General features: G+C 71.5%; 24 protein-coding genes. 10 read left to right on the plus strand and 14 right to left on the minus strand.

Going from position 1 to position 25,654, the window contains the following annotated elements:
* Nucleotides 1-31 precede the first annotated feature (31 nt).
* Nucleotides 32-721: a response regulator transcription factor gene (locus A4W93_RS26175; protein ID WP_085753400.1), complete on the plus strand. Its 690-nt coding sequence runs from the start codon at nucleotides 32-34 to the stop codon at nucleotides 719-721.
* Nucleotide 722: 1 nt separating this feature from the next.
* The gene (locus tag A4W93_RS26180; RefSeq protein ID WP_085753401.1) at nucleotides 723-2,045 is read left to right on the plus strand and encodes a histidine kinase dimerization/phospho-acceptor domain-containing protein; all 1,323 of its coding nucleotides are present in this window, start codon (nucleotides 723-725) and stop codon (nucleotides 2,043-2,045) included.
* Between the two features lie 6 nt (nucleotides 2,046-2,051).
* Here the strand turns inward: A4W93_RS26180 and A4W93_RS26185 are convergent, their stop codons facing one another.
* The 8 genes from A4W93_RS26185 to A4W93_RS26220 form a co-directional block, all read right to left on the minus strand.
* Nucleotides 2,052-4,325 (minus strand): S8 family serine peptidase, encoded by a 2,274-nt coding sequence (locus A4W93_RS26185; protein WP_085753402.1) that lies wholly within the window; start codon nucleotides 4,323-4,325, stop codon nucleotides 2,052-2,054.
* Between the two features lie 197 nt (nucleotides 4,326-4,522).
* Nucleotides 4,523-5,551, minus strand: a complete 1,029-nt coding sequence (locus A4W93_RS26190; protein ID WP_085753403.1) for an aromatic ring-hydroxylating dioxygenase subunit alpha — start codon at nucleotides 5,549-5,551, stop codon at nucleotides 4,523-4,525.
* Between the two features lie 34 nt (nucleotides 5,552-5,585).
* Nucleotides 5,586-6,932, minus strand: coding sequence for an amidohydrolase family protein (locus tag A4W93_RS26195; protein WP_085753404.1), 1,347 nt, complete (start codon nucleotides 6,930-6,932; stop codon nucleotides 5,586-5,588).
* 1 nt (nucleotide 6,933) lies between these two features.
* The gene (locus tag A4W93_RS26200; protein ID WP_085753405.1) at nucleotides 6,934-7,749 is read right to left on the minus strand and encodes an ABC transporter permease; all 816 of its coding nucleotides are present in this window, start codon (nucleotides 7,747-7,749) and stop codon (nucleotides 6,934-6,936) included.
* A complete protein-coding gene (locus tag A4W93_RS26205) occupies nucleotides 7,746-8,579 on the minus strand; it encodes an ABC transporter ATP-binding protein (RefSeq protein ID WP_085753406.1) in 834 nt (277 codons plus the stop codon). Before A4W93_RS26205 ends, A4W93_RS26200 begins: the two co-directional genes overlap by 4 nt.
* Nucleotides 8,580-8,599: 20 nt before the next feature.
* Nucleotides 8,600-9,616, minus strand: coding sequence for an ABC transporter substrate-binding protein (locus A4W93_RS26210; RefSeq protein ID WP_085753407.1), 1,017 nt, complete (start codon nucleotides 9,614-9,616; stop codon nucleotides 8,600-8,602).
* Nucleotides 9,617-9,779: 163 nt separating this feature from the next.
* On the minus strand, nucleotides 9,780-11,183 hold the full coding sequence (locus tag A4W93_RS26215) for an ATP-binding protein (RefSeq protein WP_169726590.1): 1,404 nt from the start codon (nucleotides 11,181-11,183) through the stop codon (nucleotides 9,780-9,782).
* The gene (locus A4W93_RS26220) at nucleotides 11,183-11,848 is read right to left on the minus strand and encodes a response regulator (RefSeq protein WP_085753409.1); all 666 of its coding nucleotides are present in this window, start codon (nucleotides 11,846-11,848) and stop codon (nucleotides 11,183-11,185) included. Before A4W93_RS26220 ends, A4W93_RS26215 begins: the two co-directional genes overlap by 1 nt.
* A gap of 110 nt (nucleotides 11,849-11,958) precedes the next feature.
* Between A4W93_RS26220 and A4W93_RS26225 the strand changes: the two genes are divergently transcribed.
* Together A4W93_RS26225 and A4W93_RS26230 are read left to right on the plus strand one after the other, a co-directional pair.
* The gene (locus A4W93_RS26225; protein WP_085753410.1) at nucleotides 11,959-12,789 is read left to right on the plus strand and encodes a MipA/OmpV family protein; all 831 of its coding nucleotides are present in this window, start codon (nucleotides 11,959-11,961) and stop codon (nucleotides 12,787-12,789) included.
* Nucleotides 12,779-13,495 (plus strand): CPBP family intramembrane glutamic endopeptidase, encoded by a 717-nt coding sequence (locus A4W93_RS26230; protein ID WP_085753411.1) that lies wholly within the window; start codon nucleotides 12,779-12,781, stop codon nucleotides 13,493-13,495. Before A4W93_RS26225 ends, A4W93_RS26230 begins: the two co-directional genes overlap by 11 nt.
* A 3-nt stretch (nucleotides 13,496-13,498) precedes the next feature.
* On the opposite strand, the gene lipA is transcribed toward A4W93_RS26230, so the two are convergent.
* The 3 genes from lipA to A4W93_RS26245 are packed head-to-tail and all read right to left on the minus strand — an operon-like array spanning nucleotide 13,499 to nucleotide 17,252.
* Complete coding sequence (gene lipA / locus A4W93_RS26235) at nucleotides 13,499-14,482, minus strand: lipoyl synthase (RefSeq protein WP_085753412.1); 984 nt, start codon at nucleotides 14,480-14,482, stop codon at nucleotides 13,499-13,501.
* A 24-nt stretch (nucleotides 14,483-14,506) separates the two neighbouring features.
* Nucleotides 14,507-15,178: a lipoyl(octanoyl) transferase LipB gene (lipB, locus tag A4W93_RS26240; RefSeq protein WP_407081694.1), complete on the minus strand. Its 672-nt coding sequence runs from the start codon at nucleotides 15,176-15,178 to the stop codon at nucleotides 14,507-14,509.
* Between the two features lie 25 nt (nucleotides 15,179-15,203).
* Nucleotides 15,204-17,252 (minus strand): TonB-dependent receptor, encoded by a 2,049-nt coding sequence (locus A4W93_RS26245; RefSeq protein ID WP_085753413.1) that lies wholly within the window; start codon nucleotides 17,250-17,252, stop codon nucleotides 15,204-15,206.
* A gap of 89 nt (nucleotides 17,253-17,341) precedes the next feature.
* Between A4W93_RS26245 and nikR the strand changes: the two genes are divergently transcribed.
* From nikR to A4W93_RS26275, 6 genes are all read left to right on the plus strand, one after another.
* A complete protein-coding gene (gene nikR / locus A4W93_RS26250; protein WP_085753414.1) occupies nucleotides 17,342-17,743 on the plus strand; it encodes a nickel-responsive transcriptional regulator NikR in 402 nt (133 codons plus the stop codon).
* 115 nt (nucleotides 17,744-17,858) lie between these two features.
* Nucleotides 17,859-19,397 carry a DUF4331 domain-containing protein gene (locus A4W93_RS26255; RefSeq protein WP_085753415.1) on the plus strand — a complete coding sequence of 513 codons (1,539 nt, stop codon included), beginning with the start codon at nucleotides 17,859-17,861 and terminating at the stop codon, nucleotides 19,395-19,397.
* A 10-nt stretch (nucleotides 19,398-19,407) separates the two neighbouring features.
* Nucleotides 19,408-19,653, plus strand: coding sequence for a hypothetical protein (locus tag A4W93_RS26260; protein ID WP_085753416.1), 246 nt, complete (start codon nucleotides 19,408-19,410; stop codon nucleotides 19,651-19,653).
* Between the two features lie 72 nt (nucleotides 19,654-19,725).
* Nucleotides 19,726-20,901: a hypothetical protein gene (locus tag A4W93_RS26265; RefSeq protein WP_085753417.1), complete on the plus strand. Its 1,176-nt coding sequence runs from the start codon at nucleotides 19,726-19,728 to the stop codon at nucleotides 20,899-20,901.
* Nucleotides 20,898-22,028, plus strand: coding sequence for a HupE/UreJ family protein (locus A4W93_RS26270; RefSeq protein WP_085753418.1), 1,131 nt, complete (start codon nucleotides 20,898-20,900; stop codon nucleotides 22,026-22,028). Before A4W93_RS26265 ends, A4W93_RS26270 begins: the two co-directional genes overlap by 4 nt.
* A 9-nt stretch (nucleotides 22,029-22,037) precedes the next feature.
* Nucleotides 22,038-24,062 carry a TonB-dependent receptor gene (locus tag A4W93_RS26275; protein WP_085753419.1) on the plus strand — a complete coding sequence of 675 codons (2,025 nt, stop codon included), beginning with the start codon at nucleotides 22,038-22,040 and terminating at the stop codon, nucleotides 24,060-24,062.
* Nucleotides 24,063-24,078: 16 nt separating this feature from the next.
* Here the strand turns inward: A4W93_RS26275 and A4W93_RS26280 are convergent, their stop codons facing one another.
* The 3 genes from A4W93_RS26280 to A4W93_RS26290 are packed head-to-tail and all read right to left on the minus strand — an operon-like array spanning nucleotide 24,079 to nucleotide 25,622.
* A complete protein-coding gene (locus A4W93_RS26280) occupies nucleotides 24,079-24,396 on the minus strand; it encodes a YnfA family protein (RefSeq protein ID WP_085753420.1) in 318 nt (105 codons plus the stop codon).
* Nucleotides 24,397-24,421: 25 nt separating this feature from the next.
* Entirely contained in the window at nucleotides 24,422-24,697 is a 276-nt protein-coding gene (locus A4W93_RS26285) for a YbeD family protein (RefSeq protein ID WP_085753421.1), read from the minus strand.
* Between the two features lie 49 nt (nucleotides 24,698-24,746).
* Nucleotides 24,747-25,622 (minus strand): D-amino acid aminotransferase, encoded by an 876-nt coding sequence (locus A4W93_RS26290; protein ID WP_085753422.1) that lies wholly within the window; start codon nucleotides 25,620-25,622, stop codon nucleotides 24,747-24,749.
* Nucleotides 25,623-25,654 lie beyond the last annotated feature (32 nt).

The raw sequence follows: 25,654 nt of genomic DNA on the forward strand, positions 1-25,654 counted from the left end.
TCCTTAAGCGATCCCGGGGCACAATGACCGCATGCGCGTCCTCGTGGTGGAAGACGATGAAGGCATTGCCGACGGCCTGCGGGCCACGCTGCGGCAGCATGGCGCCGCCGTCGACGTGGCGGGCAGTGTCGCGGCCGGCTGGACCGCGCTGCGGGCCGAGACGTTCGACCTCGTGCTGCTCGACCTCGGCCTGCCCGACGCCGACGGCACCGAACTGCTGCGCCGCCTGCGCGCCGCACCGGCAGGCGGCCAGCCCGACCCGGCCACCCCCGTGCTGATCATGACCGCCCGCGACCAGGTCGCCTCGCGCATCGCGGGGCTCGACATGGGCGCCGACGACTACGTGGTCAAGCCATTCGACGCGGGTGAACTCGCGGCCCGCATCCGCGCGCTGCGCCGGCGCGCGCACGGCCGCGCGCAATCGCTGCTGCAGGCCGGCGACCTCGAGATCGACACCGCGGCCCGCGTGGTGCGCCGTGCCGGCGCGCCGGTGGATCTTTCCGCGCGCGAGTTCGCCGTGCTGCTCGCACTGGTCGAGGTGCGGCCGCGCGTGCTGTCCCGCGCCCAGATCGAGGCGCGGCTCTACAACTTCGACCAGCTGCTCGACAGCAACGCCATCGAGGTGCACGTGCACCACCTGCGCCGCAAGCTCGGCGACACGGTGATCCGCACGATGCGCGGCGTCGGCTACTTCGTTCCCGCGGACGACCCCGCCCCCTGACATGACCCAACGCACCCTGCTGCGCCACCTGCTCGCCTGGGTGCTCGGCGCCCTCGCCGTCGTGTGGCTCGGCTTCGTCGCCATCGGCCTGCGCACCGGCGTCCACGAGGCCGACGAACTCACCGACGGCCACCTCGCCAGCACCGCCTCGCTGCTGCTCAGCCAGCGCGGCATCGAGTTCGTGGCCGCGCGCGACGCCTCCGCGCCGGCGGAAGACCTCAAGCGCCACGACTACCAGCAGTCGATGAGTGTCGTGGTGTGGGACCACGAGGGCCGCGTGCTGAGCCGTGTCGGCGACGCCCCCGTACCCCCGTTCGACACCGGAGAGGGCTTCGCCACCCTCGACCTCGGCCAGCCCTCCGAGCCGTGGCGCACGTTCGCGCGCTGGGATTCCCCCGAACACCGCCGCCGCGTGATGGTGATGCTGGCCATCGACGAACGCGACGACCTGGCGTGGGACATCGCCGGACAGGTCGCCGAGCCGGGCTTCTGGCTGCTGCCCGTCATCGCGCTCGCGCTCGGTTTCGCGATCCGCCGCGGGCTGCGCCCGCTCGGGCAGCTGTCGAACGACGTCGCGCGGCTGGACGTCCGCTCGGGCGAAGCCCTGCGCGCCGACCACCGCCACGAGGAGTTCCGCGCGGTCGTCGATTCGATCAACGCGCTGACCGTGCGTTACCAGGCGGCCATGGCCCGCGAGCGCCAGCTCGCCGGGGAGCTCGCCCACGAACTGCGCACGCCGCTCGCCTCCATCGCGCTGCATGCGCAGGCCCTCGACGGCGCGCTGTCGGACGAGGACCGCCGCCACGCCCAGGCCCGCGTGGCCCACGACGCGCTGCGGGCCGGCCAGGTGCTGCAGCACCTGCTGACGCTCGCACGCGCCAGCCACGCGGAACTGGCCGAGAAGGCCGTCGCCTTCGACGTGGTGCCGATGGCCGCACGCGTGCTGGCCGACCACGTGCAGACCGCCATCGACGGCCGGCAGGAGCTGGCCCTGTCGGGCTCGGCCTCGCTCACGGTGGTCGGGCACGAACTGCTGCTCGAGCTGGCGCTGCGCAACCTCGTGGAAAACGCCCTCGCCCACGCCCCGCCGGACACGCTGATCGAGTTGCAGGTGGACGAAGCGGGCCGCTGGCTGCAGGTCATCAACCGCACGCGCCACGACGGGGACGCGCCGGATGCCGCCGGCGTGTCACGCCTGGGCCTGGGCCTCGGCCACCGCGTGGTGGAGAAGGTGGTGGCGATCCACGGCGCCTCGTTCTCCGAGGTGGCCCGCGGCCGCGACGAACGCTGCTACCGCATCACGTTCGGCGCCGCGGCCGCCTGAAGCCGCTCAGGCGCGGCGACGCCGGGCCCGCTTCAGCACGACCAGCAGCACCACGCCGCAGAGCAACTCGAACAGAGACATCGCCCCGCCGCCGCCACCCGACCCGCTGTCCGTCGATGACGTGCCGACGGGCGTGGCCGCGGAGATGGTGCCGGTCCAGTCCGCCGCCACCTGCTTGCCGAGGTCGTTCGTGACCGTGACCCGCACCTTGACCGTGCCCGCCGCCTTGGCCACGACGGTGATGGCGCTGTCCGTCTCCATCCCGCTGAGCGAGGCCAGCCCGTTTCCCTGCACGATGGACCAGACGTAGGTGACCTTCCGGTCCGGCGCCGTCGTCAGTTCGTCCACCGCGATCGTGGCGGTTTCGCCCACCTTCAGCGACGAGGTGACCGGCGACACCGTGACCGACAACTCGTCCACCACCACCGTCAGGTCCGCCGTGTCGAAGCCGCCCTGGTCGTCCACGACGTTCACCCGGACGGTGAACGTGCCGTTGCCCGACGGCTTGACCGTCACGCTCGGGCCGGTGTTGCCATCCTCGAAGCCCTGGACGATGTCGCCGCCGCTGACGATCGACCACGAGGCCGAGGCGAAGCCGCGGTTCAGCCCGAACAGCGTATCGGCCATCGACAGCGTGACGACGTTGCCCGGATCGGGGCGGGCCGGAGAGGCGGTGACCACCGCCTCCACGTTGCCGGACGGAGAGATGTGGCCGGCCTTCTGCACCGCCGCCGCGACGTCGAGCATGCCGGCGCCGCACGTGCTGGTGGTGCAGTAGCACTCGACCTGGTCGACGCCGTTGGGTGCGTGGCAGGCGGCCACGCCCGCGCCGGCGCCGGTGGAGGGGAACGCGCGTGCCGTGGAACGCAGCACGGTCTTGACCTGCGCCGGCGTCAGCGAGGCGTCGGCCGACAGCATCAGGGCCACCGTGCCGGACACGAGGGGCGCCGAGAAGCTGGTGCCCACCGCGTAGTTGGTGCCGTCGGTGTAGGCCGCGGAGTTGGCGACGGGCGTGGTCTTGCCCGCGTTCGTGGTGCTCAGGATGGGGTACAGGCAGCTGCCGGTCTCGTTGACGCAGTTGCCACCGGGCGCGGAGATCGTCACCTCGGGCCCGACGTCGGAGAAGCCCACCTTCGTGCCGATGTGGCGCAGGCCGGCGACGGCCACGACGCCCGTGCAGTTGGCCGGCACGCTCACCGCGTGGCCGGAGCTGTTGCCCGCGGCCACCACCACGACCGCCCCGGCATTGGTCACCTCGTTCACCGCGTCCGAATACACGCTGGTGCAGGCGCCGTCGCCGCCGAGGCTCATGTTGAGCACGCGGGCCGGGTTGGCATTCGCGGGCACGCCCGCCACCGTCAGGCCCGCGGCCCAGCGCATGCCGGCCACGATGTCGGAGTCGTAGCCGCCGCACTTGCCGAGCACCCGCACCGGCAGCACCTTCACGCCCGGCGCGAGGCCGGCCATGCCGATGCCGTTGTTCCAGGCGGCGCCCACGAGGCCGGCCACCTGCGTGCCGTGCCAGGAGCTGTCCGAGACCGTGCAGCCGGAGAACTTGGTCGTGCGGGCGTCGGCCGCCGTGATGTAGTCGCCCGGGTCGGACGGATCATCGTCGCGGCCGCTGCCGTCGTTCGCGATGGTGGTGTCGAGCACCATGTCGTAGCCGCTCAGCAGCTGGCCGGCGAGGTCGGGGTGGTCCTTGCGGATGCCCGTGTCGAGCACGGCGACGACGATGCCCGTCTTGCCGGTGGTGATGTCCCACGCACCCGGCGCGTTGATGGAGGCCAGCACCGGCGCCACGGGCGCCTTGAGGTACCACTGGCCCGAGGCCGGGCTGGTGCCGGCTGCGGGACCGTACAGCGGGTCGTTCGGGACGGCCAGCCAGGTGCGCAGCTGGTCGACCTCGGCGTATTCCACGTCGGCGTCGGCGCGCAGCTTGCGCGCGAGGGCGTGGCTGTCGAGGCCGGAGGCGGTGACGACCTGCGCGCGGTCGGAGATGGCGCGCCCGGCCGACAGCCGGGCCCCGGTGCGTCCGCCCAGTGCCTCGGCCCGGGCCTGCAGCATGGACTCGGCCCGGGCCGCCGTGCGCACGGCGTCGAGCGGGGCGGCGCGCACGGTTTCGGACGAGGCCCGGAACTTCACGATCACCCGGGCTTCATCCGCGGGAGCGGTGGGCACGGTGCGCCGTGCGGGCATCTGTTCGGCTGCCATGGCCGTGCAGGCCAGTCCCAGCGCCGCGCCTGCGATGGCCCAACGGCGCCATCCCCTGGTTGTCGTCATCGTCTCGATTCCTTGCTGGCCCGCGCCATCACGTCGCTTCCCGGACTCACCCGGACAAGCCCGCCTTTGTACCCGAGATGGGGCTTCCCGAGGGTTTGCAGTTGTTGCGGCGCCTCGGGTTTCCCCCCGCATTGTTCGGGCATCAGGTCACGCGGATGCTTCCGGATTGTTTCCGGTCGGACATGGCCGTGACCGATTCACGCGGACCCGCGGTGCACCTCCTGCTCCCCGTGGGCGGCCAGCAGTTCCATCAACTGTTTGCGCATGATCATCCCCGGACGGTCGGACTCCATCGAGAACTCCACGCCGCGGCGGCGGGTGTCCACCAACGCGTCCGGATCGGTCGATTCGATGATGTGCTTGTCTTCCCGCGTGATCTCGTAGTCGAAGTCGATCAGCAGCTGCGCCGGGCAGTCGGCCTCGGTGTCGTTCCGGAACAACCATTGGGTGATCTGGATGTGGCCGTCGTCGATGGGCGCCAGGCTGTTGATGATGATGTGGCGGATGCCGCTCGGGTATTCGATGTCGAGCCGGCGCGCGAACGGGCGGAACCATTCGTTGCGCATGTGGCGCGTGGTCGCCGGGTCGGTCAGGCCGCTGACCCGGTGGAAGGCGGGCGGGTTGAGCGCGTCGATGGTCGTCTCGGCGTAGAAGCCGTTCGGCGTTTCCTCGATGAAGTACTTGCTGGGCTTCGGTTGCGCGGCCACGCCGAAGGTGTTCTTGTGCACGAACGAGAAGTGCGAGTTGTCGAACGAGTTCTCCATGAAGCGCAGCCCGCTCGTGGCCCAGGTCTCGTAGAACTGGAAGATGCAGCGGTACGCCGGGTCGTCGAACTCGGGGATGGGCGGGATGGGTTCGAGCGGGTCCTCGAGGGCGACCCAGGCGTAGCCGTAGCGGCCCTCGCAGTGGTACGCCGTCGTCTTGTAGTCGCACGGGATGGCCTTCTCCGCGGGGTACTGCGGGATGCGCACCACCTGGCCGGTGCGGTCGTAGGTCCAGCCGTGGTAGCCGCACACGACCTTGCCGCCCTCGCACCAGCCCTTCGAGAGCTGGGCGGTGCGGTGGCAGCAGCGGTCCTTCAGCGCGGCGGGCTTGCCGGCCTCGTCGAGGAACAGCACGATCTTCTCGCCGAGCAGCGTGAAGGGCCGGGGACCGTCGGCCAGCTGCGAAAGCGGCATCACGGCGTACCAGAAGCGGCGAAGAATGGGTTGTCGGGTCGTCAGCATCGTCTTTGAAATCGTTTGGAAAAAACAGGGAGGGTCAGGCATCGCGCCGCAGGCGGCGCACCACGGCGTCCGCACGCGCGAGCCACGCCGGCAGGTCGAAGCCGGGGATGGCGCCGTCGCGCACGACCTCGCGGCCCGCCACCCACACGTGGCGCAGCAGCGGCGCGCCGGCGGCCGTGATGGGCGCCGACACCGGGTCGTGGTTGCCGGCGTACCGCGGGTGGTCGAGGCCGTACAGCACCAGGTCGGCCTGCCGGCCCGGGGCGATCTCGCCCACGTCGCCCAGGCCGAACAGGCGGGCGCCGCCCGAGGTGGCCCACTGCACGAGCTGGTCGGTGTCCATCGCACCCGCGCCCTTCGCGGCGCGGTGGATCAGCCAGGCCGCGTGCAGCTCGCTGACCATGTCGGCCGCCTCGTTCGACGCGGCTCCGTCCACCCCGATGCCCACGATGGCCCCGGCCTCGTGCAGCGCCTGCACCGGCGCGACGCCGCTGCCCAGGCGCCCGTTGCTCTGCGGACAGTGGGCGATGCCGGTGCGCGTGCTGCCGCACAGCGCGATCTCGCTCGCGTCGAGGTGCACCATGTGGGCGAACGACACGTCGGGGCCGATCCACTCGTGTTCGGCGCACCAGTGCACCGGCCGCATGCCGAAACGTTCGGCGGCGAAACGCACGTAGTCGTCGGTCTCCGACAGGTGCGAGTGCAGGCCGATGCCCATCGCCCGCGCGGCCCGCGCGAGTTCGCGCAGCTCGTCCGGCGTGGTCGAGTAGAACGGCGTGGTGGGCGCCATCACCACCTTGCGCATCGCCGACGGCGACGGGTCGTGGAAGCGGTGCACCGTGTCCTGCACGCCGCGCAGCATCGCGTCGAGCGGCTCGTGCGGCAGCGGCTTGTCGTCGGGGCCCGCGAAGGCGCGTGTCTTCGTCGCGCCGCCGCGCAGCAGCACGAAGCGCAGGCCGAGCGACTCGGCCGCGGCGAACAGGATCGGTGCCGGGTCGTAGCCGAGCGACGCGCCGAAGAGGTAGTGGTGGTCGGCCACCGTGGTGCAGCCCGACAGCAGCAGCTCCGCGAGGCCGAGCGTCGCGGCCACCGTCAGCGCCTCCTCGTCGATGCGCGGGCCGTAGGTGTACGGCACCGCCTCGAGCCACGGCATCAGCGGCACGGCCAGCCCCGCCGGCACACCCTTGAGCACCGACTGGAACAGGTGGTGGTGCGTGTTGATGAAACCGGGCATCAGCACGGCGCCGCGGGCGTCGACGACGGTCTCGCCGTCCGTCGCACCGAGCGCAGGACCGACCGCGGTGATCACGCCGGACTCGACGCGCACGTCGGTCACGCCGGCACGCGTCAGCGCGCCCTGGATGAGGAATCGGCCGGCCATGTCAGCGCTCCTGCTTCGCCATGCTCTCGTGCCACGAGCCGAGCGCCAGCCGGGTCGCCGCGAGCATGCCCCAGAACAGCAGCACGCCGGTCGCGCTGATGAGCGCGAGCGCGGCGAACAGCCGGGGGATGTTGATCTGGAAACCGGCCTGCAGGATCTGGTACGCGAGGCCCGCGCCCTGCCCGCCCGTGCCGGCCACGAACTCGGCCACCACCGCGCCGATCAGCGCGAGCCCGCACGAGATGCGCAGCCCCGCGAACCAGTACGGCAGGGCGCTCGGGATCTGCAGCCGCCGCAGCGTCTGCCAGCGCGAGCTGCGCTGCATGCGGAACAGGGACGCGAGGCCGGGCGACACGCTGCGCAGCCCGAGCGTGGTGTTCGCGATGATCGGGAACAGCGCGACGATGGCCGCGCACAGCGTCAGTGCGAGGGTGGTGTCCTTGCACCAGATGATGATGAGCGGCGCCACGGCGGCCACCGGCGTCACCTGCAGCAGCACGGCGTACGGGAAGAAGCTGAGCTCGATCCAACGGCTCTGCGCGAAGGCGAACGCGATGAGCGTGCCCACGACGGTCGCGAGCGCGAAGGCGAGGAAGGTGATCTTCAGCGTCACCCACAGCGAGCCCATCAGCATGCCGAAGTCGGCCGCCAGCGTGGCGGCGATGCGCGTGGGCGTGGGCACCAGGAACTCGGGCACGTCCCAGGCGCGGCACGCCGCTTCCCACGCACCGAGCAGCACCAGCCCCACGGCCAGCGGGATCACCACCTGCAGGAACCGTTCGGACTGCACCCAGGGGGTGCGGACGGTCGCGGTCATGGCTGCACCTCCGCTTCGGTCTCGAACTGGTCCGGCCCGCTCGCGAGGCTCGCCTGCAGCAGCGCGTCCGACAGCGTGCGGCAGATCTCGGCGAACGCGGGCGACGCGCGGAACTGCGCGTCGCGCGGTCCGTCGTGGTCGATGGAGATCTCCTTGAAGACCCGGCCCGGGCGCGCCGCCATCACGACCACGCGGGTCGACAGGAACGCCGCCTCGTACACCGAGTGCGTGACGAACAGCGCCGTGAGGCCGCGTTCGGACCAGAGCCGGCGCAGGTCGTCGTCGAGCCGGTTGCGCGTGATCTCGTCGAGGGCCCCGAACGGTTCGTCCATCAGCAGCAGGTCGGGTTCGGTGACGAGGGCCCGCGCGATCGACACGCGCATCTGCATGCCCCCGGACAGCTCGCGTGGGAAGTGCCGCGCGTACCGCGAGAGGCCCACGCGCGCGAGGGCCGCAGCCACGCGCGCATCGCCCTCGGCCCGCGGCACGTGGTGCAGGTCGAGCGGCAGCCGCACGTTCTCGGCCACCCGCGCCCACGGCATCAAGGTGGCCTCCTGGAACACGAACGCGAGGCGTCGGCCCGGTTCGTCGAGTGTCTCGGCACCGCCCCGCCACCAGCGCAGGCGGCCGTCGGTGGGCGACAGCAGCCCGGCCACGAGCTTGAGCAGCGTGCTCTTGCCGCAGCCCGACGGGCCGATCAGCGAGACGAACTCGCCGGGCATCAGCGTGAAGTCGGTGGGCGCCAGCGCCTGCGTGCCGTTGCCGTAGGTCTTGTGGGCCGACAGGGCCTCGACCACCGGCACGGCGTGGTTTCGGTTCGGTGCGAGCATCGGTGCGGTCTCCCCGAAGGTCAGTTCGGCATCACCTTGAGGCCCGACACCACGTCGAGCGTGAAGGCGTTCTTCCACGGCGTCTCGGGCTTGAGCAGGCCTTCCTTCACGAGGTAGTCGTAGCTGCGCTTCCAGCGGGCCTCGGTCATCGTGCCCACGCCCATCGTCGCGGCGTCCCCGCCATCGAGCACCTTGAGCTTCTTCATCTGCTCGATGCCGAACGCGATCTGCTCGTCGCTCATGTTCGGGTTGTCCTTCTTGATGAGCGCGTTGGCCGGGGCCGGGTCCTTGAAGTAGCTGACCCAGCCTTCCATCGTCGCGCGCACGAACCGCTTGACCACGTCGGGCTTGGCCTTGAGGAAGCTGCTCGTGGTGACGATGGTGGTGCCGTACGGCGGGTAGCCGTCGTCGGCGAACAGGAAGAAGTTGTAGGGCAGGCCCTTCTTCATCGCCTGGAACGGCTCGGAGGACGGGTAGGCCTGCTGCGCCGTCTTCGCGTCCGCGAAGAACGGCTGCAGGTTGAAGGTGTACGGCCTGGCCTGCTCCTCGGTGTAGTCGTACTTGGCCTTGAGCCACGGCCACCAGCTGGCGCGCCCCGACGAGGCCACGAGGATCGTGCGGCCCTTCAGGTCCGCGAGCGACTTCACGTCGTCGTGGGTCAGCATGCCCTGCAGGTCCTTCTGGAAGCTGGTGGCCACGGTGACCACCGGCAGGCCCTTCTCGACGCCGCTCAGCACCTGGAAGTCGTAGCCCATGATCAGGTCGGCCTGGCCGGCCGTCAGCAGCTGCATGCCGTTGACCTGCGGACCGCCCATCTTGATCGTCACGTCGAGCCCGGCCTTCTTGTAGAGGCCCGTGGCCACGGCCTGGTAGAAGCCGCCGTGTTCGGCCTGGGCGTACCAGCTCGTGAGGAAGGTGACTTTGTCCTGCGCGTGGGCGGGGGCGGCGAGCAGCGCCGTGGCGGCCAGCGCAAGCGCACCGCCGAAGCGGCGCGCCTGGGTGAAACAGGGAAAACAGGAGAACGCGAATGCAGTCATGCGGACCTCGTCGGCGAATGCGGGGAGCACCCACAGCGGCAGCCGGACGAGACGCGAGTCGCACCCGACAACCGGCGGCAGGCACCGTTGTCGGGAGCAATTTCCTGCCGTCCCGGGCGGGACGGTTGAACGCTTCTACTCCTGGGCGTTCAATCAGCAACCCTCATGCCAACGGCACCGCACCGGGCTGGGGCGCACGCCATCGCAGCCCGATGGAAATGCCCTGTCCGCCCAGACCATCTCCGAGGTCGAGGCGAGCACCGAGCCGGCGCGCGGCCGACACCACGATCGCGAGGCCGAGGCCCGAGCCGCTCGCGCTCACGCCGGCGCCGCGGTGGAAGCGCTCGAACACACGCGACCGGTCGGCCGGAGCGATGCCCGGCCCGTCATCGCGCACCGCGAGGTGCAGCCCGCTCGACTCGGCCGACAACACCACCTCCACACGCCCGCCGGGCCGCCCGTAACGCACGGCGTTGCCCACGAGGTTGTCGAGCACCGACTCCAGCGCCTCGGGGGCGCACGACAGCACATGGCTGTCGGGGCCCACGTAGGCGAGTTCGATGCCTGCGGTGCGGGCCGCGGGCGCGTGCGACGCGAGTGTGTCGCGCGCCACGTCGGCCACGTCGATCGGCGCGGGGTCGGCCGGCTGCCCCGCCTCCAGCCGCGCGAGCGCGAGCAGCTGGCCCACGAGCCGGTGGGCCCGCGCGAGGCCCTGGCGCAGGCGCGAGGCCGCGGCGTCGCGGTCCTCGGGTGAACGCGACTGGATCAGCGTGTCGCACTGAGCGCTCACCACCGCGAGCGGCGTGCGCAGCTCGTGCGCCGCATCGGCGAGGAAGGCCCGCTCGCGGTCCAGCAGCCCCTGCACCCGCGCGAGCGTGGCGTTGAGTTCGACCACGACCGGTGCCAGCTCGCGGTACTCGGCCGGCACGGCGAGCGGACGCAGGTCCGACGGCGAGCGGCCCGCGAGTTCGCGCGACAACCGCCGCAACGGCCGCAGCCCCGTGTAGACCGCGAGCCACACAGGCAGCAACAGCAACGGCACGCCCACCAGCAGCGGGCGCAGGCCGTCGCCGCTGAACATCACGGCGTCGAACGTGTGCTCGCGGCTCGCGATCGACTGCGTCACGTCCACGCGGTACGTGCGGTCGGGGGTCCAGCGGCGCAGCAGTCGATGGGCTCGGTCGTCCAGTCGTGTGTCGGCGAAACCCTCTGCCACCGCGGGGTCGGCATCGACGTCGGGCGCCTCGCCGCCACGCGCGACCACACGCCCCTGCGCATCGGTCACCCGGAACGCGAGGAACCCCGCCGGAAACCCGTCGAGCGCGGTGTCGGCATCGATCGACGCGGCCAGGCCCGCGAGCCCGGCCGGCTCGCCGCTCGCCAGCACCCGCACCGCGGCTTCGGACAGCGTCAGCATCTCGCGGTCGAACGACCCCGACTCCGACGCGTACACACCAGCCCGGCCCACGGCGTACACCGCGAGCCAGACACCCGCGCAGGCGAACAGCACGGCCAGCACGAGGCGGCGGGCGATCGACGGCTCACGCAACGCGCGCCACATCGCCATCACTCCCCGAGGCCGTAGCCGACGCCCCGCACCGTGCGGATGCAGTCGTCGCCGAGCTTGCGGCGCAGGTTGTGGATGTGCCATTCGAGCGCGCTGAGTTCGAGCGGCTCGCCGAGCGGCGCGAGCGCGCGGGTCAGCCGGTGTTTCGCCACCACCTCGCCGGGATGCCGCGCGAGTTCGGCGACGATCAGGAACTCCTTCGGCGACAGCGGCACGACGAAGCCGTCGGCGCGCACCTCGCGCCGGCGCGTGTCGACGTGCAGCCGCCCCACCGACCACACGGCGGAGGCCTGGCCGGCCGCGCGGCGGGTCACCGCCCGCACGCGCGACGCCACTTCCTCGGGCGCCGCGGGCTTGACCACGTAGTCGTCCGCGCCGGCATCCAGCCCGTCCACGCGCGAGGCCACGCCGTCACGGGCGGTCAGCACGATCACCGGCAGTGCGAAGCCATCGCGCCGCCACGTGCGCAGCAGCGCGAGGCCGTCGCCGTCCGGCAGGCCCAGGTCGAGCAGCACGCAGGCGTACGGCAGCGTGTCGCGGTCGTCGGTCAGCGTCCGCGCGTGGTGCACGCCGCGCACCCACTCGCTGGTGAGGCCGTGGCCCGCGAGCGCACGCTGCAGGTCGGCGCCGAGGTCGAGGTCGTCTTCGATGAGCAACAGGTGCATGGCCGGGGTCGTGGAGTCGATCCGGCGCGCAGCTTACGCCCACGGGCCTGGGGATTCCCAAAGGTTCGGCTGCCTACAGTCCGCACCGTTCCAACCGCCCTCGCCGAACCATGAACCCGAACCGATGCCATGCGGCCGTGACGCTGCAGTCGACACTCTGCGCGATCTACCTCACCGCCGCGGCCCCCGTGGCCGCGCAGTCCACCGCCCAGTCGCAGGAGGCGCCACCCGGCTTCAGCGGAACCCTCGGCGCCGCGGTGCTGGGCCTGCCCACGTACGAAGGCGGCCAGCGCCATCGGGCCGTCGTCGCGCCCGACATCACGCTCATCTACCGCAGCGCCAGCGCGGGCGCCGTGGAGTTCGGGCCGAAGGGCCTCGTCTGGCGCGTCGTCGAACACGACGGGTGGACCCTCGCGCTCGCCGGCTCGATCGACCTCGGCCGCAAGGACCACGACACGTCGGCCACCGACCCCACGCCCGGTGACGACCGCCTGCGCGGCATGGGCACGCTCGGCTCGGCGACCGAGGCGGGCGTGATGGTGGGCTGGGGGCCGGTCTACGCGACGTGGCGGCGGGCTTTGAATGGCCGGGGCCATGCGGGCACGCAGGCCGAGCTGGTGTTCGATGGCACGATGGACCTCTCCGAGCAGGTCGGGGTGCGCGTCTACGCCAACGCGCTGTGGACCGATGCGGCCTGCATGCAGGCCTACTTCGGCGTCACGCCGGCGCAGTCGGCCGCGACCGGCTTCGCGGTCTACACGCCCGGCGGCGGGCTGCGGCGGGTCGACCTGGGCGTGGGCGCCGAGTACCGGTTCCTGCCGAAGTGGAAGATGTCCGGCGGCGTGGGCTGGGTGCAGTTGGTGGGCGAGGCGCGCAAGAGCCCGCTCGTCGAACGCGCCGGCAGCGCCATCGCTGCGACCACGCTGTCCTATGAGTTCTGAGCCGATGCCGCAGTGGTCGCGCCGGCGCATCCTCGCGGTGTGGGCCGCGGCCGCGCTGCCGATGGCCGCCATCGCGTGGGTCGTCGCGCCGTGGTGGGCGGCGGACGACGGGTTCGAGTTGTCGAAAGCCTTGATCGCCGGGCTCGCCGCGGGGCTCGTGTGGCAGTCGCTGCTGGTGCTCGGGCTCGTGTGGCACGAACGAGGGTCGCTGCGTCCCGCCGTGGTGGCCGACGCCCTGTGGCTGCGGCCGCCCACCGAGCGCCGGGCGTGGCTCGTGGTGGCCCTGTTCGCCGTGCCCTTCCTGCTGGCCCCGGCGCCCGACCTGCCGCACAGCCCGCACCGCGACTTCGCGGCCTTCCTGCAGTCGGACGCGGGCCAGGCGTTCTTCCATGGCAACTGGGCGTGGTATGGCGTCGTGGTGGTGCTGCTGGTGGCGAACACCGTGACCGGCGAGGAACTGCTGTTCCGCGGCCTGCTGCTGCCGCGCATGGCCGGCGCCTTCGGACGGGCCGACTGGTTCGTCAACGGCGTGCTGTTCGCGGCCTACCACCTGCACACGCCGTGGGTGATTCCCGGCGCGCTGCTCGATGCCCTGTGGCTCGCGTGGCCCAGCCGGCGCTGGCGCAGCGCCTGGCCGGGCATCGTGGTGCACAGCACGGCGAGCGTGCTGGTGATGGTGTTGCTGTGGCCCGTGGTGGCCGGGTGATCGTCAGCCGTCGATCTCGACGCCGGCCTTCTCGGCCTGCTTGTCGGCGTGGTAGCTCGAACGCACCATGGCGCCGATGGCCGCCTGCGTGAAGCCCATCTTCTTCGCCTCTTCCTCGTACATCTTGAAGGTGTCGGGGTGGACGTAGCGGCGCACCGGCAGGTGGTGGCCGCTCGGGGCGAGGTACTGGCCGATGGTGAGCATGTCGATGTCGTGCTCGCGCATGTCGCGCATCACCTGCAGGATCTCTTCATCGGTTTCGCCCAGGCCCACCATGATGCCGCTCTTGGTGGGCACGTGCGGGGCGAACTCCTTGAAGCGCTTGAGCAGGTTCAACGAGTAGGCGTAGTCGGAGCCCGGGCGCGCTTCCTTGTAGAGGCGCGGCGCGGTCTCGAGGTTGTGGTTCATCACGTCGGGCGGGGCGGCCTTCAGGATTTCCAGCGCGCGGTCCATGCGGCCGCGGAAATCGGGCGTGAGGATCTCGATGCGGGTGCGCGGCGACAGCTCGCGCACCTGGCGGATGCATTCGACGAAGTGGCCGGCGCCGCCGTCGCGCAGGTCGTCGCGGTCGACGCTGGTGATCACGACGTAGTTGAGCTTGAGCGCGGCGATGGTCTTCGCGAGGTTGGCCGGCTCGTTGACGTCGAGCGGGTCGGGACGGCCGTGGCCCACGTCACAGAACGGGCAGCGGCGCGTGCACTTGTCGCCCATGATCATGAACGTGGCGGTGCCGCCGCCGAAACATTCGCCGATGTTCGGGCACGACGCTTCCTCGCACACGGTGTGCAGGTTGTGCTCGCGCAGGATCTTCTTGATCTCGTAGAAGCGGGTGCTGGGCGAACCGGCCTTCACGCGGATCCAGTCGGGCTTCTTCAGCTGCTCGGCCGGCACGATCTTGATGGGGATGCGTGCGGTCTTGGCCTGGGCCTTCTGCTTGGCAGTGGCGTCGTAGGCGGGGGGCGGGGTCAGCGTGGAATCGGTCGACATCGGTGAAGCTCGGGATGGAGCCGGTCAGCTCAGGTGAGACACCAGCCGGTCGCCCAGTCGTCGTGCAACGGTCGCCCAGTCGGTGCGGACGCCCAGTGTAGCCAAATCGACCGTCTGGAGCCCGGCATAACCGCAGGGGTTGATCCATTCGAAGGGCTTCAGGTCCATGTCGACGTTCAGCGCCACGCCGTGGTACGTGCAGTGCCGGCTGACCTTGATGCCCAGGGCCGCCACCTTGCCGAGACCGGCGAAGGGGTCCGGCCGGGGCCCCGTCAGCGCGGCGTGGCCGCCCGGATCGGCCAGGTTCACGTAGATGCCCGGCGCACCCGCGACGCGGTGGCCGGTGATGTCGAAGGACTCCAGCGTCTTCAGCACCGCATGTTCCAGCCGGTAGACGTACTCCTTGACGTAGATGTCGAGGCGGCGCAGGTCGATCAGGGGGTAAGCGACCACTTGCCCGGGGCCGTGATGGGTCACCTGGCCGCCCCGGTTGGTGGCCACGACCGGGATGCCGTGGGGGTCCAGCACGTGGTCGGCCTTGCCGGCGATGCCCTGGGTGTAGACGGGCGGGTGCTCGCACACCCAGATCTCGTCGGGGGTGTCGGCGGTGCGGGTGTCGGTGAAGGCGCGCATCGCCTCGACGGTGGGGGCGTAGTCGACGCGCCCGAGCATGCGGAGGACGGGGGACTGGGACATGCCCCCGATTGTCCCCCGCCCGGGGTCAGAACCGGGCCTGCAGGGTGACCCGCAGCGTGCGCGGCTCGGCGGGGTGGATGTGGCGGTCGGCCACGGGCCCCGCTTCACCCGGCAACTGCGACTCGTACCAGTACTCGATGTCGTTGGCGTCGCGGTCGAACAGGTTGAACACGTCCAGGGTCAGGTCGAGGTTCTTCGTGAGCTGGCGGCCGACGCGCAGGTTGGTGATCAGCGACGACCCCGCCCGCACCGAGTTGTCCTCGACGAGCGGCCGTGCGCCGAGGTAGCGCCATTGAAGGCTGCCGGACCAGCCGGAGAGGTCCTTGACCGAGGCCGCGATGGACGCCACGCGCTCGACCGCGCCCGGGATGCGGTCGCCCTCGGGGGCGCTGTCGGAGAAACGCGCCCGCGTCCAGGCCAGGTCGGCGTCGATCAGCAGCCACGGCAGCGGGATCCAGCGGTTGTTCCACTCGACGCCGTACCGTTCGCTGGGCCGGCCCGCCTCGGTGTTGCCGGCATCACCGATGTAGACCAGCTCCGAGCCGATGTCGAGTTTCCACAGCGCGAGCGAACTCTGCAGGCCGCGGACCGCCTCGGTGCGCAGGCCCAGCTCGTAGCCGCGCGTGGCCACCAGCGGCGGCACGGGCGAGACGGGGTCGTTCGGGGGACTCGGGTCGACGGTGGTGGTGGTGCCCCGGGCGTCGTTGCTGTGGAAGCCCCGGCCGGCGTTGACGAAGAACTCGGTGTTCGCCCACGGGCCGAACACGAGCGACAGTTTCGGCGACACCTGGGTGTCGTCCGTCGAGCCGCTGTTCGCGGCGAGCGAACTGTCGACACTGGCCCGGAACTGGTCGACCCGCAGGCCCGCCACGCTGCGCAGCCACGGCAGCCATTCGGTGCTGTTGCTGGCGTAGAGGCCCAGCCCGGTCTGGCCGACCTTGTCCTCGCGCACGGTGTTCTCCTGCACCCGGGCCACGGTGTCGTAGAGGCCCACGCGGATGCGGTCGTAGCGGACGCTGCCGCCCAGCTCGGTGCGGGACTCGCGGCCCGCGAGGCGGTGGTTCCAGTCGCGCGTGAGCTGCGCGCCGAACACGTTGCGGTCGTCCTTCTGCTGGAACTGGTCGCCGGTCGGGCCGCGGTCGAGGGTGTAGGTGAAGTTCGAGAACAGGTCCAGCTCGTAATGCATCGCGTACGCGGAGGCCGTCCAGCCGCCCTGGTCGCCGCGATCGCGCCATTCGCCGGACAGGCTGTAGCGGGCCGATTCGCCGCCGTCGGTGGGGTCGACGGCGCCGAAGCGGGACAGGCTGCCGTCCTGGATGGCGCGCATCGGGATCTGGTCGGTCGAGTCCCAGCTCGCGTGGTACGCCATGGCCGACACGCTCCAGCCCCGCGCGGCCGACCCGTCGGACCACGTGAGCAGGCCGTTGGCCTTCTTCAGGTCCATCGGCAGCACCCACGGGCCGTCGTAGCGCGCGAGTTCCAGCCCCCCGAGCAGCGTGGAGCCGTTGCCCAGCGTGGTCGACCCTGCGAACACGCCGCGCAGGTAGTCGTCCTGGCCGATCGTGAGCTGGGCCATCGGCTGCGGCAGCGAGCGCCGGTACGCGATGAACGCCGCGCCGGCCGACGCGAAGTCGCCCACGTCGGCGAAGTACGGTCCCTTGCGGTAGTCGATGCGGTCGACGAGTTCGGGCACCAGGAAATTCAGGTCGGTGTAGCCCTGGCCGTGGCCGTGCGTGGGCATGTTCGCCGGCATGCCGTTGACCCACGTGGCGAAGTCGGTGCCGTGGTCGAGGTTGAAGCCACGCAGGAAGTACTGGTTGGCCTTCCCGTCGCCGCTGTGCTGCGTGACGATGACGCCCGGCACGTACTCGAGCACCTCGGCGGGGCGCAGCGCGGGCCGGCTGTCAAGCAGTTCGCGGCGGATGGTGCCCTGGGACGCGGCGTCCGACGTGCCGACGGCGTTGTCGTAGTGGCCCTGCACCGTCACGGGCGCCAGTGTCGGCTCGCCATCGGCGGCATGGGCGACGGTCGCGGCGGCGGCCAGGGCGAGCAGGGTCAGGCAGGGGCGGGTCATGTCGGCTCCATGGACGAGATCGCGAGTATGACGTCGTTGAAATTCGTCACACATACGCCATCCGACGTACATGCTGCACACTGCCGGCCATGCAGCGCCTGACCATCTCCATCGACGACGACCTGGCCGCGGAGTTCGACGCCCTGGTGGCCGCCCGCGGCTACGAGAACCGCTCGGAGGCCTTCCGCGACCTGGTGCGCGGCGAACTGGCCCTCGCCGTGGTCGAGGCCCGGCCCGATGCCCCGTGTGTCGCCACCCTCACCTTCCTGTTCGACCACCACGAGCGCACGCTGTCGGCGCGCCTGCTCGACGCCCAGCACGAGCACCACGACCTCACGGTGTCGTCGACCCATGCGCACCTGAGCCACGACCTGTGCCTGGAAACCACGATCCTGCGGGGCCCCGCCGACCAGGTGCAGGCCTTCGCCAAATCGGTGCTGGCCCAGCGCGGCGTGCGCCAGGGGCACGTGCACGTGATGCCGCTGCTCTGACCCACGCCCCCGACATGGGCAAACGCGGAGGCGCATCCGCCTGAACGCCCTGTGCGTATGCGGTTCCTGCCGGTTCATCCCGACCGGCAGAGAAGCACACAGCCAGGAGTTCACCATGACACATGTCCTCACCAGGGCGGCCCCGCTCTGGATCGCCGCGGCATTGACGGTCTGCGGTTCCGCCTTCGCCTCCAGCCACCGGGAGGCGCCGTTCATCGCGACGTCGCCCAAGGTCGACGCCACCGACTTCTACCTCTTCCGCAGCTACGAACCGGACCGCGCCGGGTTCGTCACGCTGATCGCCAACTACCAGCCGCTGCAGGACGCCTACGGCGGGCCGAACTACTTCGCGATGGACCCGAACGCGCTGTACGAGATCCACATCGACAACAACGGCGACGGCCAGGAAGACATCACCTTCCAGTTCCGCTTCAAGAACACGCTGGCGGGGGACGGCAAGGGCGTCGCGCTGCCGGTGGGCGGCAGCAGCGTGGCCATCCCGCTCGTGCAGGCCGGGCCCGTTTCCAATGTGAAGGATGCGAACCTCAACGTGGCCGAGACGTACACGGTGTCCATCGTTCGCGGCGAGCGCCGCAAGGGCAACGTGGCCACGCTGACGAACGCGGCCAACGGCAGCGCGACGTTCGACAAGCCGGTCGACAACATCGGCCGCAAGACCATCGCCGACTACCCCGCTTATGCGGCGAAACACGTCTACGCGGTGAACATCCCCGGCTGCGGCACGCCGGGCAAGGTGTTCGCAGGCCAGCGCAAGGACCCGTTCGCCGTCAACCTCGGCACCATCTTCGACCTCGTCAACGCGCCGGTCTCGGTGATCACGAACCCCGACCTGATCGGGGCCGCACCGAACACCATCGCCGACAAGAACGTCACGACCCTCGCGCTCGAGGTGCCCATCGCGTGCCTCGTCGCGAACAACGAACCCGTGATCGGCGGCTGGACCACCGCGAGCCTTCGCCAGGCGCGCCTGCTCGACCCGACCCCGAAGGCCGGCCACCAGACCACCGAGAAGGTGGGTGGGGCCTGGACACAGGTGTCGCGCCTGGGCATGCCGCTGGTCAACGAGGTCGTCATCGGACTGAAGGACAAGGACCGCTTCAACGGTTCGCGCCCGAAGGACGACGGCCAGTTCGCCACGTACGTGACGAACCCGAGCCTGCCGAAGCTGCTCGAGATCGCGCTCGCGCTGCCGAACACCGCGCCGACGAACTACCCGCGCACCGACCTCGTCACCACGTTCCTGACCGGCATCAAGGGGGTCAACCAGCCCGCCCACGCCGTGGCCTCGGAGATGCTGCGGCTGAACACGGCCATCCCGGCCGTGCCCTTCGCGCAGCAGAACCGGCTCGGCATCGTCGGCAACATCCTGGCCGGCGGCACCGACAACGCGGGCTACCCGAACGGCCGGCGCCCGAAGGACGACGTGGTCGACATCTCGCTCGTCGCGGTGATGGGTGGCCTGTGCATGGCCAACGGCGACACCGACGCGCTCGGCTTCGGCGCGGCCTGCAAGCCCGCGGCCGTGCCGCTGAAGGAAACGGCGTTCAAGCTGCACGACGCGGTCGACCAGGCCGTGGTGCCGCTGCTCGCCGGGTTCCCATACCTCGCGACGCCCGTCGGCGGCACGCCCTGAGGAGCACACCATGAACAAGCTGCTGCTCCCCCTGGTCGCCGGCCTCGCCCTCGCCGCGTGTGGCGGCGACGGCGCCGAACCCGAGGCCGTCGCCACCGACGTGCCGGCCACCGCCGCGCAATCGCCCGAGACCTGGGTGGCCTACGCGACGGCGATGGTGTCGGGGGTAACCGACGACACCTCGTCGGCCCTCGGACTCGCGGCCATCGACGCGCCGCCCACCAGCGAAACCGCCGATCCGGTCGACTTCGACTAGGCCGGCCGGCCCCGCGGGCGCGCATCGCCGCGCCCGCGGTTTTCCCCTTGGATGTCCGTCCTGGAGCCGCCCATGAAAGCCCTCTGGTTGCTCGCGTTCGCCTGCGGTGTCGCCACCGCCGCGCCGTTCGTGCCCACAGACGCCGACGAGGTCGTCGAGCGCCTGCCCTCGCGGCTCGTGTCGCCTGCCGAACGCGACCAGCAGCGGGCGCTGCAGCAGCGCCGCGCGGCCGCGCCCGCGCAGCTGCCCGTCGCGCTGCAGGCGGCCCGCGCGGCGATCGATCGCGCCCGCCGTTTCGGCGACCCGCGCGAACTGGGCGAGGCCCAGGCCGCGCTCGCGCCATGGTGGTCGCTGACCGATCCCCCACCCGCCGTGCGCCTGCTACGCGCCACGGTGCGGCAGAGCCAGCACCAGTTCGACGTGGCGTTGCGCGACCTCGACGTGCTGGCCGCCGACGCTCCGCTCGAACAACGGGCCCAGGCCCTGCTGACCCGCACCGCGGTCCTGCAGGTCACCGGACGCTGGGCCGAGGCCGAGGCCTCGTGCCGCAACCTCGACCAGCCGACGTTCGCCGCCCTCGGGCCCGCGGTGCCGGTGAGCGCCCGAGTCTGCCGAGCCGAACTCGCGAGCTTGCGCGGCGCCACCGCACCGGCCGCCGCCGACCTCGCGGCACTGTCGCGCGGCACCCGCGACGAGGGGCTGCGCCGCTGGGTCGACCTCGTGCGCGCCGAGCTGGCTGAGCGGTCCGGCGATCCCCACGCGGGCGACCGCTACCGCGAGGCGCTGGGCGACACGCCCGACCTCTACACCCTCGCGGCGCTGGCCGACTGGCTGCTCGCACGGGACCGCCCGGCCGAAGTGCTGCCGCTGCTGGCTGGACGCGAGGACGCCGACGCACTGCTGCTGCGCCTTGCCGTCGCCCGCGTGCGCACCCGTGACCCGGCGGCGGCCGCCACCACCCGCCTACTGGCGGACCGATTCGACGCCGCCGCGTTGCGCGAGGACACGACCCACCGCCGCGAACAGGCGCGTTTCGAGCTCGACGTGCGCGGCGACGCCCGGGCCGCGCTGCCCCACGCCGTGGCCAACTGGGCGGTGCAGAAGGAGCCGGCCGACGCGCTGCTGCTCGTGCGGGTGGCGGCCGCGGCACGCGAGCCCCAGGCGGCCGAGCCGGTGTGGCGGTTCGTGCGCGAGCAGGGCCTGGCCGACGTGCGCCTCGCCGCCGCCCGCGATGGAGCCACACGATGAACGCCCGGTCGCTGCTGCTCGCGGTGCTGCTCGGGCTGCCCGCCGTCGCCTCCGCCCACAAGGCCAGCGACGCCTACCTGACCCTGGCCGTCGACGGGTCGACCGTCACGCAGCGCCTCGACGTCGCGCTGCGCGACCTCGACCGCGACCTGGTGCTCGACACCGACAACGACGGCCTGCTGCAATGGCGCGAGGTGATCGGCCGCTGGTCCGAGATCGACCGCGTCACGGCCGACGGCCTGGCGCTGTCGGCGGACGGCGCCCCCTGCACCGCGGGCCCGGCCGGGCCGCCCGCCCTCGAGACCCACAGCGACGGCCGCCACGCCGTCGTGACCCGCACCTGGCGCTGCGCCGGCGCCGTGCACCAGCTCGACGCCGACTACCGCCTCTTCGCCCGCACCGACCCCACGCACCGCGGCATCGTGCGCTGGTCGGACGGCCCGCGCAGCGGCACCGCGGTGCTCGTGCCGGACGCCGGGCCGCGCGTGCTGGTCGACGGCGCAGCGCCCACCGGCGGATGGCTCTCGCTGTTCCGCGAAGGGGTGCACCACATCCTGATCGGCACCGACCACGTGCTGTTCCTGCTGACACTGCTGCTGCCGGCCGTGCTGGTGCGGACGCCCCCCGGCTGGGCCGGCGCCCGCGCGTGGCGGCCGGTGCTGGCCGAGGTCGTGCAGGTGGTCACCGCGTTCACGGTGGCGCACTCGATCACGCTCGGGCTCGCCGTGTTCGGCGTGGTGGACCCGCCGTCGCGCTGGATCGAGTCGCTGATCGCCGCGAGCGTGGTGCTGGCGGCCGTCAACAACCTCGTGCCGGTGGTGCGCCACGGCCGCTGGAAGCTCACCTTCCTGTTCGGCCTGGTGCACGGCTTCGGGTTCGCCGGCGCGCTGAAGGCGCTCGGGCTGGCCGACGGCTTGCTCGCGCAATCGCTGCTGGCGTTCAACCTCGGTGTCGAGGCCGGGCAGTTCGCGATCGTGGCCTTATTCCTGCCGCTCGCGTGGGCCCTGCGAGACACCCTCGTGTACCGTCGCGGCCTGCTGCCGGCCGCCTCCGTGTCGATCGCGCTGCTGGCGGCCGCGTGGCTCGCCGAACGTGCCCTCGACCTGTCCCTGCTGCCTTCCGCCTGAGAACCCGCCATGAAACCCCTCGCCCTCGCGATGCTCATCGCCACCGGCGCCGCTGCCGCCGAACCCGACACGCCACTCGACGCCGTGCGCGTGCTGGGCCACTACGACAACGGCGTGGGCACCTCGAACGCCGCCAGCGAAGGCAGCGTGACCGCCCGGCTGCTCGCCAACCGGCCGGCACTGCGGCCAGCCGAGGTGCTCGAGTTCGTGCCGGGCCTGATCGTCACGCAGCACTCGGGCGACGGCAAGGCCAACCAGTACTTCCTGCGCGGCTTCAACCTCGACCACGGCACCGACTTCGCGACCTTCGTCGACGGCATGCCCGTCAACATGGTCAGCCACGCGCACGGCCAGGGCTACAGCGACCTGAACTTCCTGATCCCCGAACTCGTGAACCGCATCGACTACCGCAAGGGCCCGTACGCTGCGGCCGACGGCGACTTCGGCTCCGCCGGGTCGGCCCGCATCCGCCTGGCCGACACGCTGCCGAAGGGCCTGGCGCAGGTGACGTTCGGCCAGCGCGGCTACCGGCGCGGCCTGCTCGCCGACACCGTGGCCCTCGGCGCGGGCACGCTGCTCGGCGCGCTGGAACTGCAGTCGAACGACGGCCCGTGGGACGTGCCCGAACACCTGCGCAAGGTCAACGGCTGGCTGCGGTACGCCGACCGGGACGGCGACGGCTCGCGCAGCCTGACGCTGATGGCCTACAACGCACGCTGGAACGCCACCGACCAGATTCCCGCCGACCTCGTGGACGGTGGCTCGCTCGGGCGCTTCGCGTCGCTCGACCCCACCGACGGCGGCCGCACCGAACGCGTGAGCCTCTCCGGCCAGGCCACGCGGCGCGCGGCCGACGGGGAATGGCGCTTCAGCGCGTATGCCATCCGGTCCCGGCTGAGCCTCTACTCCAACTTCACGTACTTCCTCGACGACCCGGTGGACGGCGACCAGTTCGAACAGTCGGAGCGCCGCCGCGTGCTCGGCGGCGAGGCGAGCCGCCGGTGGGACATCACCGCCGGTGGCCGCGAGCAGCAGTTCACACTGAGCCTGCAGGCGCGCCACGACCGGCTCTCTCCCGTGGGCCTGTACGCCACCGCGGGCCGCACGCGGCTCGGCGCCACGGACGACCGCGAGAACACCGTGTCCCAGAGCCAGCTGGGCCTGTTCGGGGAATGGGGCGCGACCTGGACGCCGTGGCTGCGCAGCGTCGCGGGCCTGCGCGCCGACACCGCCCGTTTCCACGTCGACGCCGCCCGGGCGTCCGACCACCTCGTGTCGCCGAAGCTGTCGTTCGTGTTCGGCCCCTGGGCGTCGACCGAGCTGTTCGCGAACTGGGGCCAGGGGTTCCACAGCAACGACGCCCGCGGCGCCACCGACCCGGTGCAGCCCGTGCCGGGCCTCGTGAAGAGCCGCGGCGGTGAACTGGGGCTGCGCACCGAGGTCGTTCCCGGCCTGCAGAGCTCGCTCGCGCTGTGGCAGCTCGACCTGGACTCGGAGCTGGTCTACATCGGCGACGCCGGCACCACGGAACCCAGCCGCGCCAGCCGGCGTTCCGGCCTCGAGTGGAACAACCACTGGCAGCTCGACGGCTGGCTCGGCCGTGCCGCGGCGGGCTGGCTCGCCGACGTCGACGTGGCCGTCTCGAAGGCCCGCTATCGCACCGATCCCGACGGGGAAGGCACCCGCGTGCCCGGGGCCGTGGGGCGGGTCGTCTCGGCGGGCCTCACGTGGGCCGACCCGGCGTCACCATGGTCGGCGGCCGTCCAGGTGCGCCACTTCGGACCGCGCGACCTCACGAGCGACGGCACGCAGCGCAGCCGCGCCACCACCCTCGCCTACCTGCGCGGCGGCTGGCGCGTGAACCCGCGCACGACGGTGAACCTGGACGTCTTCAACCTGTTCGACCGCCCCGCGAGCGACATCGACTACTTCTACGAATCGGCCCCGCCGAACGCGGCAGCGGGGGAACGCCGCCACTTCCACCCGGTGGAGCCACGGACCGTGCGGCTGACGCTGGCGATGCAGCTGCGCTGATCCGGGGTCGCCGTCTTCAGCGCGGCTGGAACATGATCAACCCCATGCCGGCGAGCGCCACGGCGACGCCGGCGGCGTCCCAGGCCGTGGGGCGCACCCCATCCACCGCCCACAGCCAGACCAGCGCCACGCCGATGTAGACGCCGCCGTACGCGGCGTAGACACGGCCGGCGGCCGTCTCGTGCAGGGTGAGCAGCCAGGCGAAGAGGGCGAGGCTTGCGGCCGCGGGCAGCAGCAGCCAGGGCGAGCGGCCCTGCTTGAGCCACAGCCAGGGCAGGTAGCAGCCGACGATCTCCGCGAGGGCGGTGGCGGCGAACAGCAGGAAGGTCTTCATGCCGGTGATTGTCACCGGCACGGCGTCACAGCACGGTGCGGACGAACGGGTGTGTGGTGAGCGTGCGGTACAGCTCGTCGAGCTGCTCGCGGCTGGTGGCGGTGACCGTGATGGTCACGCCCAGGTACTTGTTGCCCGAACTCGCGCGCAACTCCACCGTGGCGGGGTCGAACGTGGGGTCGAACCGCTCCGCGATCTGCGTGATGGCGTGCACGTAGCCGTCGACGTTCAGGCCCATCACCTTGATGGGGAACTTAGACGGGTACTCGATGAGCGATTGCTCGGGCGGAATGTCTTGCATCGGGAAACTCATCCGGCACAGATGGGGGCCTCGCCCCCGGTTTCAACGGTCAAATGGACTGGGCGCGCTTGGCGCGCTGGTAGGCCTCGTACAGCCGCGCATAGACCGGGCCCGGCTTGCCCCGCATCGCGCCATGGCCCACCAGTTCGCCGTCGATGCGGGTGACCGGCAGGATCTCCTTGCTGGTGGAGCTCAGCATCACCTCGTCGGCGGCCCGCACCTCGGCCTCGGACAGCGGGCGCAGGTTGTAGGCGATGCCTTCTTCCTCGCACAGCTCGCGCAGCACCTCGTAGCGGATGCCTTCGAGCACGTGTTCGCTCTTCGGCGACCCGAGCAGCGCCCCTTCGGAGGCGATCCAGACGTTGCTGCTGGACGCCTCGGTCAGCATGCCGTTGCGGAACAGGATGGTCTCGACGGCGCCGTGGTCGGCCGACATCTGCCGCGCCAGCACGTTGCCGAGCAGCGACGTGGTCTTGAGGTCGCCTCGCTCCCAGCGGAAGTCGCGGGCGGTGATGCAGGCGACGCCCTGGTGGCGCTGCTCGGGGGTGGCCGCGCGCGTGGGCGTGGTCATCATGAACACCGTGGGGGTCAGGTCCGGCAGCATCGTGTGCTCGCGCGGGGCGACCCCCCGGGTGACCTGCAGGTACAGCAGCTGGTCCTCGGCGGCGGCCGCCTCGATCACCCGGCGGCTGGCCGCCAGCCAGTCGGCGGACGAGAGCGGGTTCGGGATGCGGATCTTGCCGAGGTTGCGGGCGAGCCGCGCCATGTGGTCGTCGAACCGGAAGATGCGCCGGCCGTAGACCGGCATCACCTCGTAGATGCCGTCGCCGAACAGGAACCCCCGGTCGAGCACGGAGACCTTCATGTCGCGCAAGGCCCCGAACTCGCCGTTCAGGTAACACAGGCTGTCAGGAATGTCGGACATGCGGCCTCCGTGGAACGGGGTGGTGGTTCAGG

The organism is Piscinibacter gummiphilus, from assembly GCF_002116905.1.
Classification (GTDB): domain Bacteria; phylum Pseudomonadota; class Gammaproteobacteria; order Burkholderiales; family Burkholderiaceae_C; genus Rhizobacter; species Rhizobacter gummiphilus.

Bases quoted from the DNA above. Each gene is read 5' to 3' on its own strand.
- A4W93_RS26290 (WP_085753422.1), bottom strand. From the start codon at position 25,622: ATGTCCGACATTCCTGACAGCCTGTGTTACCTGAACGGCGAGTTCGGG.
- nikR (WP_085753414.1), top strand. From the start codon at position 17,342: ATGCAGCGCCTGACCATCTCCATCGACGACGACCTGGCCGCGGAGTTC.
- A4W93_RS26195 (WP_085753404.1), bottom strand. From the start codon at position 6,932: ATGGCCGGCCGATTCCTCATCCAGGGCGCGCTGACGCGTGCCGGCGTG.
- A4W93_RS26175 (WP_085753400.1), top strand. From the start codon at position 32: ATGCGCGTCCTCGTGGTGGAAGACGATGAAGGCATTGCCGACGGCCTG.
- A4W93_RS26230 (WP_085753411.1), top strand. From the start codon at position 12,779: ATGAGTTCTGAGCCGATGCCGCAGTGGTCGCGCCGGCGCATCCTCGCG.
- A4W93_RS26285 (WP_085753421.1), bottom strand. From the start codon at position 24,697: ATGCAAGACATTCCGCCCGAGCAATCGCTCATCGAGTACCCGTCTAAG.
- A4W93_RS26265 (WP_085753417.1), top strand. From the start codon at position 19,726: ATGAAAGCCCTCTGGTTGCTCGCGTTCGCCTGCGGTGTCGCCACCGCC.
- A4W93_RS26215 (WP_169726590.1), bottom strand. From the start codon at position 11,183: ATGGCGATGTGGCGCGCGTTGCGTGAGCCGTCGATCGCCCGCCGCCTC.
- lipA (WP_085753412.1), bottom strand. From the start codon at position 14,482: ATGTCGACCGATTCCACGCTGACCCCGCCCCCCGCCTACGACGCCACT.
- A4W93_RS26270 (WP_085753418.1), top strand. From the start codon at position 20,898: ATGAACGCCCGGTCGCTGCTGCTCGCGGTGCTGCTCGGGCTGCCCGCC.
- A4W93_RS26255 (WP_085753415.1), top strand. From the start codon at position 17,859: ATGACACATGTCCTCACCAGGGCGGCCCCGCTCTGGATCGCCGCGGCA.
- A4W93_RS26245 (WP_085753413.1), bottom strand. From the start codon at position 17,252: ATGACCCGCCCCTGCCTGACCCTGCTCGCCCTGGCCGCCGCCGCGACC.
- A4W93_RS26205 (WP_085753406.1), bottom strand. From the start codon at position 8,579: ATGCTCGCACCGAACCGAAACCACGCCGTGCCGGTGGTCGAGGCCCTG.
- lipB (WP_407081694.1), bottom strand. From the start codon at position 15,178: ATGTCCCAGTCCCCCGTCCTCCGCATGCTCGGGCGCGTCGACTACGCC.
- A4W93_RS26260 (WP_085753416.1), top strand. From the start codon at position 19,408: ATGAACAAGCTGCTGCTCCCCCTGGTCGCCGGCCTCGCCCTCGCCGCG.
- A4W93_RS26225 (WP_085753410.1), top strand. From the start codon at position 11,959: ATGAACCCGAACCGATGCCATGCGGCCGTGACGCTGCAGTCGACACTC.
- A4W93_RS26275 (WP_085753419.1), top strand. From the start codon at position 22,038: ATGAAACCCCTCGCCCTCGCGATGCTCATCGCCACCGGCGCCGCTGCC.
- A4W93_RS26280 (WP_085753420.1), bottom strand. From the start codon at position 24,396: ATGAAGACCTTCCTGCTGTTCGCCGCCACCGCCCTCGCGGAGATCGTC.
- A4W93_RS26180 (WP_085753401.1), top strand. From the start codon at position 723: ATGACCCAACGCACCCTGCTGCGCCACCTGCTCGCCTGGGTGCTCGGC.
- A4W93_RS26200 (WP_085753405.1), bottom strand. From the start codon at position 7,749: ATGACCGCGACCGTCCGCACCCCCTGGGTGCAGTCCGAACGGTTCCTG.
- A4W93_RS26210 (WP_085753407.1), bottom strand. From the start codon at position 9,616: ATGACTGCATTCGCGTTCTCCTGTTTTCCCTGTTTCACCCAGGCGCGC.
- A4W93_RS26190 (WP_085753403.1), bottom strand. From the start codon at position 5,551: ATGCTGACGACCCGACAACCCATTCTTCGCCGCTTCTGGTACGCCGTG.
- A4W93_RS26220 (WP_085753409.1), bottom strand. From the start codon at position 11,848: ATGCACCTGTTGCTCATCGAAGACGACCTCGACCTCGGCGCCGACCTG.
- A4W93_RS26185 (WP_085753402.1), bottom strand. From the start codon at position 4,325: ATGACGACAACCAGGGGATGGCGCCGTTGGGCCATCGCAGGCGCGGCG.